This is a genomic window from Pseudomonadota bacterium (assembly GCA_039028935.1).
Taxonomy (GTDB): domain Bacteria; phylum Pseudomonadota; class Gammaproteobacteria; order Steroidobacterales; family SZUA-146; genus SZUA-146.
Map to the genome: position 1 here is coordinate 1 of JBCCHD010000013.1, position 13445 is coordinate 13445.

Below are 13445 nucleotides of genomic sequence, written 5' to 3' on the forward strand. Positions count from 1 at the left end.
CACACTATCAAATGAATATTCCTGGCCACGTATGAATTCTTCGAATAGGGTTGGGCGGTCTGGATGCAACGGATGCTGCTGCAGCCAACGTTGCGCATCCGTCGCCGTCTCCAATCGATAGGTGGCCTTCCCACCCGCGCCATCGGGCGGCTTGACCACCACGGGCAAACCCACCGCGTCGAGAAAGGCGCGCGCCTGTTCCACAGAGCCTATAAGCGCATGTCGTGCGCAAGGAAGACCGGCCGCGCGCAAAACGTCTTTCATCGTCGACTTATCGCGAAAATTTCGTGACGCCTCGCTAGAGAGCCCAGGAATGCCCAACGCTTCGCGTGCCAGCGCCAAGGGCACCTGGAGCTGCTCGAGCGTAGCGAGATACGCGGTCGGTTGGCCGAACTGCCGCGTCAAATGTTGAGCGGCTTCGGCCAGCTGCACAGGATCAAGACCATCCTGGATACGCCAATGGCCGGCAATGCGTGCACGAATCTCGGCTGGGATTTTTTCGGCCGGATCCTGACTGACCACGGTGAGATGGGTATCGGGAAGATGCGTTGCACCGCTTAAAAAGCGCAATGTAGCGTCCATGAAAAACGGCGCCGCGTAGATAACGTGATAGGCCATACTAGTGCGCGGTAATCAGCACGCTCCGGTCGATATAAGAAACTCGATTATCCTGCTTGACCCAACCAAACACCAGTCATTTTCGGCGCTTGCTCGACTGATAATCAGGAAGACGTCACGATTGCTAAGCTGCCAGCCGGCACGCTAATGTCGCGACCACTGACACGACACGCCGCTTCCGACGTCTGGAAAACCAGATGCCAGGCACCCGCGCAAGGTGGATCCAGCACAAAACGGCGCCCCCGGTCGGTGGGATTAAAGACCACCGCGAGCTGTTGCGCCGCCAACTCGTTCGCCTCATGCACAACTAATGTGAACGCCTGATCTTCATGCCAGTCATCACCGAAGCGAATACGGCCGTTAGCGTTTAGCCAAATAATTTGTATCTGCGAATCGGCGTGCTCAATGCCCCCATGCACATATTGATCAAGCCGCATCAGTGGGAGTTCACGGCGCAGGGCGATTAGACGCTGAACTGTCTGCGTGAAGCCCGGGTCGCGTTCGAGTCCGGCCCACTCAATCCAACCGATCTCGTTGTCTTGCGCGTACGCATTATTGTTCCCCTGTTGTGAGTGGCCCAGCTCATCGCCACCCAGCAACATCGGCGTGCCCTGTGAGACGAATAACGTGGCCAATAAGTTCAGACGATGACATCGGCGAGCCTGCCGGATGCCAAAATTGTCGCTCGGCCCCTCAATGCCAAAGTTGACGCTGTAGTTGTGATTATGGCCGTCACGATTCGATTCACCGTTTGCCTCATTGTGTTTTTTCACGTAGCACGCCACGTCGTTGAGCGTAAAGCCGTCGTGGGAGGTGACAAAGTTCAGGCTCGCGGACGGGCTGCGTCCATTGTGCTCAAATCGCTCCGAGGAACCGCGCAATCGCTGCGCGAGCACGCCACTGCCACCATCCCCTCGCCAAAAGCGTCGCACATCATCACGGTACTGATCATTCCATTCGCCCCAACCCAATGGGAACTGTCCTAACTGGTAACCGCCTGGTCCGGTATCCCACGGCTCTGCGATCAGTTTGCTCCGGGCAAGCACCGGATGCCGGCTGATCTTTTCGAGCAGCGGGTGCGCAGACGAAAAACCCGAGGCGTGTCGACCCAAGACTGGAGCCAAATCGAAGCGAAAACCGTCGACGCCCATTTGCTGCGTCCAGTAGCACAGACTATCGATCACCAATTTCTGCACCATCGGTGCATCCGCATTGAGCGTGTTTCCACAGCCGGTGTCGTTGATGTAGTGTGTGGCATCGCCATGGACCAGTCGGTAGTAGGCCGCGTTATCAATACCGCGAAAGCTCAACGTGGGCCCGCGATGATCGCCCTCTGCGGTGTGGTTATAGACCACGTCGAGAATCACCTCAAAGCCTTGACCGTGAAGGGTATCCACCATCTGGCGAAATTCGAATACCGGGTCGACGGCAGCATAGCGTGGTGCCGGCGCGAAAAACCCGATGCTGTTATACCCCCAAAAATTCCGCAGCTTTTTCTGGTACAGATGATGCTCATCAACGAAGGCATGCACGGGCATCAATTCGATGGCGGTAATACCCATTGCTTTGAGGTGCGCCAAGATCTGAGTGTGGTGCATACCGCGAAAACGACCGCGTTCGTCCTCGGGAATATCGGGATGGCGCATAGTAAACCCGCGCACATTCGCTTCGTACAGCACGGAGTCGGCCATGGGAATCGGCACTCGACGTGCCAGGTCAGGCCCATTGGCTGTCACCACACACTTGGGCATATACGGGCCGCTATCGACGTGGTCGTTCGCGCTCAACGCCGGATGCCAGATGAGCTCACCACTCAGCCGGCGCGCGTACGGATCGATTAACAGCTTGGCGGGATTGCAACGATGGCCGAGATCCGGAGCGTACGGTCCGTGGATACGCAGGCCGTAACGTTGGCCCGGCTCACAACCGGGCAAGAAGCCATGCCATATGTCATCGTCACAGGCGGGTAAATCGATATTCCCCTGATGATGACCCTCAATGGAATACAAACAGAGCTCGACCCTTTCGGCGATACTGGAATACACCGCGAAGTTGACGCCGTCCGCATGAGCGGTCGCGCCAAGTTCGCGTGGATCACCTGGCATCATGACGAGCGTTTAACGGACTCGAGTCGCCAAATGTCGTTGTTGTAATCCGTCATCGTACGGTCGGTTGAAAACCCTCCTGACGACGCGGTGTTCAGGATACTTGTCCGCGTCCAGCCATGCGGATCCCGATACGCGTCGTTTGCGCGCTGTTGCGAATCGACAAAAGAACGAAAGTCTGCGACGGTCATCCATTGATCATACGGGTCGAGAATGGCGGCCACCACATCGCGCAGAATGCCTGGCTCAAAGCGATCAAAGTGCCCGCTTTGCAAAAGCGCGACCACCCGCTTGAGATCGTCATCCTGCTCGACAATCTGGCGCGGCTGATAGTTTTGCCGCATCGTCGTCACTTCTTCAACGGTGTGCCCAAACAAAAAGAAGTTGTCCGCCCCAACGGCGTCGCGAATTTCGACATTAGCGCCATCGAGCGTGCCAATCGTAATCGCCCCGTTCATCATAAACTTCATATTACCGGTACCCGACGCTTCCTTGCCTGCGGTCGAGATCTGTTCGGATAATTCCGCTGCCGGGCAAATGATCTCCATGGCCGTAACGTTATAGTCCGGCACAAAGACAAGCTTGAGCCGATCCTGCATATCGGGATCGCTATTGATGACATGGGCCACGTTGTTGATGCACTTGATTATCGCCTTAGCCATGACGTAACCCGGCGCAGCCTTACCGCCGATCAGAATGGCGCGGGGCACTAGAGCCTCTCCATCACCTCGACGGATACGGTCGTACAGGTGAATGGCATGCAAGACGTTCAAGAGCTGGCGCTTGTACTCATGGATGCGTTTGACCTGCACATCGAACAGCATGTCCACGCCCACCTGCACCCCGGTTTTTTGATACACAAACTCGGCGAGTCGCTCTTTATTGCTCGCTTTGACGCGTCGCCAGGCGGTTTGAAACACCTCGTCGTCAGCGTGCACCTTGAGTTTTTCGAGCTGCGGTAAGTCCGTAATCCAATCTCGTCCAATACGACTCGAAATAAGATCAGTGAGACCCGGGTTGCAGGCCGCGAGCCAGCGACGCTGCGTTACGCCGTTGGTTTTGTTATTAAACTTTTGCGGCCAAAGCTCGGCGAAATCTCGAAACAAGCCTTCCGTCAGCAAGCGTGAGTGCAGTTTAGCGACCCCGTTGACTGAATAGCTACCCACAATGGCAAGATAGGCCATGCGGATCATCGGCTCGTGCCCTTCCTGAATCAGCGACATACGGCGCAGGCGATCGTTATCACCCGGCCACTTTTGGCTGATTTCGACAACGAACCGCGCGTTGATTTCGTAAATGATATCGAGCAAGCGCGGTAACAAACGACTGAACATGGATACTGGCCACATCTCAAGCGCCTCCGGCAGGAGCGTGTGGTTGGTATAGGCCATCGTGCGCGTGGTGATCGACCAAGCGCGGTCCCAGTCCATGTGCTGCTCATCGAGCAGTAAGCGCATGAGCTCTGCAACCGCAATCGCCGGGTGTGTGTCGTTTAACTGAAACGAGTTCTTGTCCGCAAACTGGCTGAAGTCGTTTCCGTGACGACTGCGCCAATGAGAGAATATGTCCTGAAGACTGGCCGACGCTAAAAAGTACTGCTGCCGCAGCCGTAGCGCCTGACCGTTTTCCGTCTCCGCATTGGGATAAAGCACCATCGTGATGTTTTCTGCCGCGTTCTTCGCCGCGACGGCATCGGCATAACTGCCTGCGTTAAACTCCTCTAAATCGAATTCATCCGTGGCTTCTGCCGACCACAGACGTAACGTATTGACCACCTCGTTGCGATAACCCGGCACGGGCACATCATACGGTATCGCTTTGACGTTATGCGTATCGACCCAGCGGTAACGCAACACACCCGCATGATCTTTGTACGCTTCGCTGCGACCGCCAAATCGGATGACTTGCGAATACTCAACGCGTTTCACTTCCCATGGAAAACCCTCTGCAAGCCACGTATCCGGCTCCTCCATTTGGTAGCCATTCACGATTTTCTGGTGGAACATTCCGTAATGGTAGCGAATACCGTAACCGGTAACCGGCAATCCGAGCGTCGCACAGCTGTCTAAAAAACAGGCGGCTAGTCGTCCCAGACCGCCGTTACCTAAACCCGCATCGGCTTCACACTCATACAGTTGCTCAAGCGCTACCCCATAGGACTCAAGCGCCGCCGCGGTCGGTGCTTCGAGATCCAGGTTCAGCAACGTGTTGCGAAAAAGCCGGCCCATCAAAAATTCAAGCGACAAATACGCGGTGCGCCGATGATCGTTATCCGACACCGCCTGGCGTGTTTGTGAGAGTCGCTCGAGCAGACGGTCGCGCACCGCCATGACCATCGCCTGATACGGATACGGCGACTCAAGGTCGACATTATGCCGTCCAAAGGTGTAGGTCAGATAGTTGGCAAAGCCCGTCGCAAGCGCTTCTGTGGTCATGGTCAACTCCGCGGTTTCGACAAGCGGCGCCGCGTGTTTTTCCGTATTCTGTTCTTCTGATGCGTGCATCAGATCCTCCCTTTAGCGCCTATGCGCGCTCGATATAAAGTGTTGCCAATCCTGGTAACTCAAATTCGATAAAGTGCGGTCGTTTGTCGTGGCGCTGGTCGACGGCGGACATCACGGAAAACTGGCGACCGGAGCCTCCATACACGGCATCATCCGTATTCAAGATCACTCGGTAATCGCCCAGTTCCGGCACACCCAAGCGAAAATTCTGCCTCACAACGGGCGTAAAATTAGTGACGCAGATCAGATATTGTTGTCGTAAGTCATAGCGAATCCAGGACAACACGCTCTCATCGTGATTGTCGCAGTCGATCCAATCAAAACCCTTAGACGAATAATCGACTTCATAAAGCGGCGCGCTTGTCCGATACAGGGCGTTTAGATCGCGCACGAGATTATGTACACCTTCATGCACCCGATAATTAAGTAAACCCCAACTCAAGGCGGACGAGTAATTCCATTCTTCATAGGGCGCTATCTCAGCCCCCATGAACAACAGTTTCTTGCCTGGGTGCGCAAACATATTCGCCAAATAAGCACGAAGGTTGGCAAATCGCTGCCATTCGTCGCCCGGCATGCGGCCGAGCAATGAGCGCTTACCATGCACGACCTCATCGTGCGAGAGCGGTAAAATAAAATGCTCGCTAAACGCGTACATGGGTGAAAACGTCATTCTATTATGGTGATGCTTGCGATGCAGCGGATCCTCACTCATATAGGCCAGCGTGTCATTCATCCAGCCCATATTCCATTTGAACGTGAAACCCAATCCACCGGTCGACGTATCATGCGACACTCCAGGCCAAGCGGTCGATTCTTCAGCAAACGTCGCGGCACCCGCCTCGTGCACATCCGTATTAAGGCGACGCAAAAACGTGACGGCCTCAAGGTGTTCGTTGCCACCGTGTTCATTTGGCACCCACTCGCCTTCTTCACGCGAATAATCCAAATACAACATAGAAGCCACGGCATCAACGCGCAGTGCGTCAATATGAAACTCATTGATCCAGTACAGCGCGGACCCGATCAGATAATTGCTGACCTCGCGGCGCCCGTAATTGAAGATCAGCGTACCCCAGTCGGCATGGGCACCCTTGCGCGGATCTTCATGCTCGTACAGCGCCGTGCCATCGAAGCGCGCCAGACCATGTTCGTCACGCGGAAAATGGGCGGGCACCCAATCCACAATCACACCGAGCTCGGCTTGGTGACAGCGGTCGACAAAATAGCGAAAGTCGTCGGGTTCTCCGTAACGAAATGTCGGTGCAAACATGCCGATCGGCTGATAGCCCCATGAGCCATCAAACGGGTGCTCGGTAATGGGTAACAATTCTAAATGCGTGAAACCCATATCGACGGCATAAGGAATGAGTGTATCGGCGAGTTCTCGGTAACTGAGAAAGGCCCCATCCTCATGGCGACGCCACGAACCAAGGTGTACTTCATAAATGCTGACTGGACGGTCACGCCATGCGTCGCCCTGCTGACGCGTCCGCCATGCGGTGTCATCCCAGTGGTACTCACTGTGCGTGACGATCGACGCGTTCCCCTGCGGTGCTTCATGCTGATTTCCATACGGGTCGGCTTTGAGCGGCAGTCGCTCGCCGCGCGTATCCAGCAATTCAAACTTATAGCGCGACCCTGCGCCAAGCTGCGGCACGAACAACTCCCAGTAACCGGTGCCCACATAGCGACGCATCACATGGCATCGCCCGTCCCAACCGTTAAAGTCGCCAACCACGCTTACGCGCGATGCATTGGGTGCCCAGACGGCAAAACAGACCCCCGGCACTCTGTCTAACGTGCAGCAATGGGCGCCCAGTTTCTCGTAGATTCGTCGATCGTTGCCTTCGCCCAACAGATGTAAATCCAGAGCACCTAACCGTGGCGCAAATCGATAGGCATCTTCACGCGTTTCTTCTCGCCCATCGTGATGCACGATGTGCAGCACGTAGCGCCGTTTCCGGGGCGGCATGACACCGATAAACAGGCCCGTGTGGTGAACGCGTTCACATTCGGTCAACAGCTGTCCGCGTGCCCCCACAAGGCTAACGCGGCGCGCCGTTGGCACGAACACTCTGACCACACGCGCCTTGCCCGACGCATGAAGCCCCAAAAACCCAAACGGATTGTCATGCCAGCCGTTCGCCAACGCCTCAATCTGGTCTTTATGACGCTGCGTGTCCGCGGCAATGGTGGTCATGGTGTCCACGGCAACTCAGACCGTTCGCGACGTGGCCCGCGTGCAACGTGCCGTTGCCGTTCCAATTTGGTGTCGGCGCTCACGATCAGCGTGAGAAATAATGAAGCTGCTGGCCCAGCATGTCCGGTGTAACGAGCGTAATGCCATTGGCGGTGACGCGAAATCCGCGCGCCTCATCGTCGGCCTTGTTCACTCCGATTTCCGTCCCGTTGTCGATTTTGGCGCCGCGATCAACAATGACGCGATGGAGACGACAATTGCGTCCGACCGTCACGTCAGGAAGCAACACCGACTCTGTGATATTCGAAAACGAGTTAATCGAACAGCGCGAAAAGATCAGTGAGTTTCGCACGCGCGCGCCAGAGATTACGCAATCCCCTGACACCATCGACTGAATGGCCACACCCCGACGATCCTCATGATCAAAGACAAATTTAGCGGGGGCAGACTGCCATTGGTGAGTAATGATCGGCCAGTCGCGATCATACAGGTTGAGTTTGGGTGTCACCGACACTAGGTCCATGTTGGCCTCCCAATAGGCATCGAGCGTGCCCACGTCGCGCCAATAGGGCTCATCGACTGAGCTCGCATCTCGAAACGGGTGGGCATAAACGCGATGGTCTTCAATGACCGACGGAATAATATTGCGACCGAAATCATGTTGGGTCGTTTCGCGACTTGCATCGGCTTTGAGTTGCTCGAACAAAAAGGGCGTCTTAAATACGTAGTTCCCCATGGACGCCAGACACACATCGGGCTTTCCCGGCACCGGATTGGGCTTTTCGGGCTTTTCGTCAAACGCGATAACCCGACCTTGCTCATCCACTGTCATCACGCCCAATGCACCCGCCGCTTCTTTGATCGGCACCTCAATACAGCAGATCGTCATGTCCGCATCTTTTTGGGCATGAAAGGCCAGGAGCGGACCATAATCCATTTTGTAAATGTGATCGCCGGCCAATATCAGCACATAACCGGGTTTATGCGTACTCACAATGTCCAGGTTCTGATACACCGCATCGGCGGTACCACGATACCAATCGTCACCCAGTCGCTGCGATGCGGGGAGAATTTCGACGAATTCTTGGTGTGACGAGTGGAACCACGACCAGCCTTGCACCAAGTGGCGTATGAGTGAATGTGCTTTGTATTGAGTAAGGACACCGATACGTCGGATGCCGGAGTTGATGCAATTGGATAGCGGAAAATCGATAATACGAAATTTACCGCCGAAGTAGACAGCCGGTTTCGCCCGCCACGAGGTGAGTTCGTAAAGACGGGACCCCTGCCCGCCTGCCAGCACCAACGCGACACAGTCGCGCGTCAATCGGCTCACAAACCGTAAATCTTGGATCGGGTCCGGCTCACTCATGCTTAACTCACCTGTTCGCTTGATTCACCTGTGACTTTATAGTCGCACAAAATGCGGCATCGATTTGGTCTTTCTCAAGCCGCCAGCGCCAATTGGCTCCCGATTCACCGGGTGTATTGAAACGCGCGAACGAACCGAGTTCGAGAAAATCCTGCATCGGCACAATGCAAAGGCACGCATCCGAGGCCAGTGCCATATGCACAACATCACGTGCAATGGTGTCGGCACTACCGCCGGTCAGCGCCAGCGCCGCATGCTGCGTGCTGCGTATGTCCTCGGCGGAACGTGTATCGCCGGGTGCGCCATGGAACCAACCGTGCGTGGTGTCATTGTCGTGTGTGCCGGTGTAGCACACGCAATACGACGGCACGTGTGTCGGATCAAAACCGTCGTCATCGATCTTAAATTGCAGCACAACCATACCCGGCAGTGCGTGACGATCGCGTAATTGCTCAACCTCGGGTGTGATTAGGCCAAGATCTTCTGCGACCAACGCAAGATTGGGCAGCGCTTGTTTCACCGCGAAGAAAAACGCATCGCCCGGACCCGAGAGCCATTGCCCATCGCGCGCAGACGACGCACCTGACGGCACCGACCAGTACGACTCCAAACCCCGAAAATGGTCTAACCGCACGCACGCCGCGCGACTGGCCGCGGCACGCAAACGTGCAATCCACCACGAAAACCCGGTGTCGGCATGGTAAGCCCAGTTATAGAGCGGGTTGCCCCAAAGCTGGCCGTCCTCGCTAAAGTAATCCGGCGGAACGCCCGCAACATTCTGTGGCCGCCCATCGTCATCAACCTCCAATAGCTCGCGATTTGCCCACGCATCCGCACTGTCGAGTGCAAGATAGATTGGCACATCGCCCAGCAGCAAGACGCCCTGTTTATTGGCGTAAGCCACTAGGCGCTGCCATTGATCATGAAACAGAAACTGCAGCACCTCTTCGGCACGAATCGCGGCCTGGTGTTGACCGGCGAAGTCGGCTAAACACACCGCATCGCGCTGACGAAATGACGCCGGCCAGTCAAGCCAGCATTGCTCACCAAACTCGCGTTTCAACACCCGAAACAGGGCGTAGTCGCTCAACCAGTGCTGTTCTGGAGCCGAGACGAACGCCGCCAATCGTCGTTGTAGTTCGGGAGTTGCTCGCTGGTCAAACGCCTCGGCTACCGTCGCGAGCACCGCACGCTTGGCTGGAATCAGGGCGCTGTAGTCGGTCTCGGTCGACGGCAACGCCCGAAGCGCTGAGACTTCCGCGTCTTGCACCAGGCCATCGCCAAGCAAGTCGGCCACGTCAATGAGAAGCTCATTTCCCGCAAAGGTGGACAGCGGCTGGTACGGTGAGTCGCCGTAAGCGGTTGGGCCAAGCGGCAAGAACTGCCAGGCGGTCAAGCCCATCGCACACAGCGCATCGACAAAGCGGCGCGCATCCACACCAATGCTGCCCACACCATAGTCACCCGGTAGGGACGTGATGTGCAGTAGCGCACCGGCTCGCCGCTCAGACCAGAGCGACATAGGTTCGATCCGTTGATTCACGCAGGGCCGCCAAGGTCAGCGCCGCAGTCGGCGTCACGTGCTCGCGATCCGCCTAGCGTGTCTATTTGAGCACCTTCACACCACCCATGTAAGGGTGCAACGCCTCGGGCAGCCGAACGCTGCCATCCTCTTGCTGACCATTCTCTAAAATGGCCACAAGTGCGCGACCCACCGCCAGGCCAGAGCCGTTGAGGGTGTGTAGCGGCTCTGGCTTTCCGTTGTCCGGATTGCGCCAACGGGCCCCCATGCGCCGAGCCTGAAAGGCCTCACAGTTACTGCATGACGAAATTTCCCGATACGTGTTTTGAGCCGGCAGCCACACCTCCAAATCATAGGTTTTCGCGGCACCAAACCCGATGTCGCCACCGCACAGTGCCACCACGCGATAGGGCAATTCGAGTTTTTGCAGGATCGTCTCGGCATGCCCGGTAAGTTCCTCGAGCGCCGCGTTTGATTCGTCCGGCCTCACAATCTGAACAAGCTCAACCTTGTCAAACTGGTGCTGACGGATCATGCCCCGTATGTCGCGCCCATAGGACCCCGCCTCAGAGCGAAAACACGGCGTATGCGCCGTAAACTTCAGCGGTAACGCATCGGCCTCCACAATCTGATCCGCCACGAGGTTGGTCAGCGGGACTTCGGCCGTCGGAATCAAGTAGAAATCTTGATCATGGTGCAACTTGAACAAATCTTCCTCAAACTTAGGCAATTGGCCCGTGCCGAGAAGCGTTCGATCGTTCACCACGTATGGCACGTACGCTTCTGTGTAACCGTGTTCATGGGTTTGCACATCCAGCATAAACTGCGCCAGTGCTCGATGCAGCCGGGCCAAGGGCCCCTTGAGCACCATAAATCGGCTGCCCGTGAGTCTCGCCGCCGCCTCGAAATCGAGCGTGCCCAGCGCTTCGCCAATAGCAACGTGATCGCGTGGTGTAAACGAAAAGGTGGGCACGTCTCCAACCCGCCGCACCTCAACGTTGTCCTCTTCGCTTTCACCTTCCGGCACATCCTCTTGCAGCAGGTTGGGTAAGCTCAGGACAATCTCGCGGAGCGCGGCCTGATTGGCGTCATACGCTATTTCGGCGGCCTTGAGTTCGTCACCCAGGGATTCCACCTCAGCCAGCAATGGCGCGATGTCTTCGCCGCGCGCTTTGGCCTGACCAATGCCTTTGGAGCGCGTCTTGCGTTGATTGCGCAACTCTTCAACTTGAAGCTGCAGGGACTTTCGCTCGCCTTCGAGCTCATCAAGTTTCTCGCTATCAAGCTTAAACCCTCGTCTTGCAAGGTTTTTTGTAACTGCGTCAAGGTCAGTGCGCAACCGTTTTGCATCGAGCATGATCGAAGCCTTTCGTGTAATGGGTGTGGGTGGTTAGAAACTGCGGGCCAGAACAACGCCAGCCAGCGAGGCGATCACGCAAATTATCAGGCTCCCGGCAGCGTATAACAAGGCCGTTTTGAGCGCTCCGCGCTCGATGAGTTGCAGTGTCTCAAGCGAGAAGGCCGAAAACGTCGTAAAGCCGCCGAGTAATCCGGTGATCAACCCCGCACGCCATAGCTCGGAGGCCTCTTTATCACCGAGCCAAACAAACAACAGACCGATTGCAAAACTACCTACCACGTTTACCAGCAATGTGCCGAACGGCAGGCTGTCATTGAGTCGCAGTGCGATAAACCAGCGCGACACCGCCCCCACCGCGCCACCCGCGGCCACCGCCATCCACACGGTCACGCTAGGCATTTCGTGCCTTTTTATTACGCGCTCGAAGCTCGGTCAGGCGTGCCGCGATTTGCGTTTCCAGCCCTCGATCAACCGGCTCGTAATACACTCGCGGCAACATCCCGTCTGGAAAATACTGCTCTCCAGGCACAAAACCGTCGTCATAGTCATGGGCATAGCGATAGTCTTCACCGTGGCCCATTTCCTTGGCAAGCGCGGTGGGCGCGTTGCGAAGATGTGCGGGAACCGGTTGTGTCCCGCCCTCTTTCACATCGCGCATGGCGGCTTTAAACGCGGCGTACACCGCATTACTCTTTGGCGCACACGCAAGAAAAACCACCGCCTGGGCAAGCGCTAGATCCCCCTCTGGCGACCCCAAGCGCTCGAAGGCCGCGGCGCAGTCGCTCACAATCCACAGTGCACGCGGATCGGCATTGCCAATGTCCTCGCTGGCAAGTCGCACCAAGCGCCGGGCTACGTAACGCGGATCACAGCCTCCATCCAGCATGCGGCACAACCAGTAGAGCGCAGCATCCGGATCAGAACCGCGAATCGACTTATGCAGTGCCGAAATCTGGTCATAGAACTCGTCCCCACCTTGGTCGAAACGTCGAAATTGTCCAGCTTTGGCATCATCAATGAGGGCATCAATGGGCGCATGAGACGGTTCTCGACACGCCTTGAGCACGAGCTCCAACAAACCCAGACCGCGGCGTGCATCGCCATCTGCCGAAACCGCTAGTGACAGGAGCTGTTCTTCCGTTAACGCGGGTGCGTCCTCTTCGGTGCTGAGTGCGCGCGCCATGATGCGTGTGAGATCGTCGGTGGTGAGCGCCTCGAGCACATAGACGCGTGCACGTGACAGCAACGCGTTATTTAAGGCAAAGGAGGGATTCTCGGTGGTGGCGCCCACAAAAACGATCGTACCGTCTTCGATGTGCGGCAAAAAGGCATCCTGCTGACTTTTATTGAAGCGATGGACTTCGTCAAGAAAGAGCACGGTCTGTTGATCAAATGAGGTTTTTGATTGTTTCGCCGCCGCAACCACCTCACGTATGTCTTTCACCCCACATGTCACCGCCGACATCGACACAAAATCGGCTTGATGTCGCTCGGCCAACATCATTGCAAGCGTGGTTTTGCCCGTGCCGGGCGGCCCCCAGAAGATCATTGAGTGTAGTTCGCCACCCGCCAGGACACGTGTCAACGCACTCTGGGGTCCGAACAAATGTTGCTGCCCAAAAAACTCGTCAACCGACGTTGGGCGCAAACGATGAGCCAATGGCGTGGCGGCACTCACTAGAACACTCCTTGAAAGCAATAATGGTGCGGCTTGTGCAGGCGTTAGGCAAGCCCGCTCTTCGATGTGCACGCGCAGTCGCG

General features: G+C 56.4%; 9 protein-coding genes. All 9 read right to left on the reverse strand.

All coding sequences use genetic code 11. The features are described 5' to 3' along the window. On the reverse strand, positions 1-618 hold a 618-nt coding region (locus AAF465_08085; protein MEM7082677.1), incomplete at its 3' end, for a hypothetical protein. 104 nt (positions 619-722) lie between these two features. Further along, positions 723-2723: a glycogen debranching protein GlgX gene (glgX, locus tag AAF465_08090; protein MEM7082678.1), complete on the reverse strand. Its 2001-nt coding sequence runs from the start codon at positions 2721-2723 to the stop codon at positions 723-725. Beyond that, positions 2723-5227: a glycogen/starch/alpha-glucan phosphorylase gene (locus AAF465_08095; GenBank protein MEM7082679.1), complete on the reverse strand. Its 2505-nt coding sequence runs from the start codon at positions 5225-5227 to the stop codon at positions 2723-2725. The genes glgX and AAF465_08095 overlap by 1 nt, the downstream gene beginning before the upstream one ends. Positions 5228-5246: 19 nt before the next feature. Then, the gene (gene glgB, locus AAF465_08100; GenBank protein ID MEM7082680.1) at positions 5247-7430 is read right to left on the reverse strand and encodes a 1,4-alpha-glucan branching protein GlgB; all 2184 of its coding nucleotides are present in this window, start codon (positions 7428-7430) and stop codon (positions 5247-5249) included. A gap of 85 nt (positions 7431-7515) precedes the next feature. Next, on the reverse strand, positions 7516-8802 hold the full coding sequence (glgC, locus tag AAF465_08105; GenBank protein ID MEM7082681.1) for a glucose-1-phosphate adenylyltransferase: 1287 nt from the start codon (positions 8800-8802) through the stop codon (positions 7516-7518). 7 nt (positions 8803-8809) lie between these two features. Beyond that, positions 8810-10324, reverse strand: a complete 1515-nt coding sequence (gene malQ / locus AAF465_08110; GenBank protein ID MEM7082682.1) for a 4-alpha-glucanotransferase — start codon at positions 10322-10324, stop codon at positions 8810-8812. An 82-nt stretch (positions 10325-10406) separates the two neighbouring features. Continuing rightward, positions 10407-11681, reverse strand: a complete 1275-nt coding sequence (gene serS, locus AAF465_08115) for a serine--tRNA ligase (protein ID MEM7082683.1) — start codon at positions 11679-11681, stop codon at positions 10407-10409. 33 nt (positions 11682-11714) lie between these two features. Further along, on the reverse strand, positions 11715-12083 hold the full coding sequence (gene crcB, locus AAF465_08120) for a fluoride efflux transporter CrcB (protein MEM7082684.1): 369 nt from the start codon (positions 12081-12083) through the stop codon (positions 11715-11717). Continuing rightward, entirely contained in the window at positions 12076-13362 is a 1287-nt protein-coding gene (locus tag AAF465_08125; protein ID MEM7082685.1) for a replication-associated recombination protein A, read from the reverse strand. Before AAF465_08125 ends, crcB begins: the two co-directional genes overlap by 8 nt. Positions 13363-13445 lie beyond the last annotated feature (83 nt).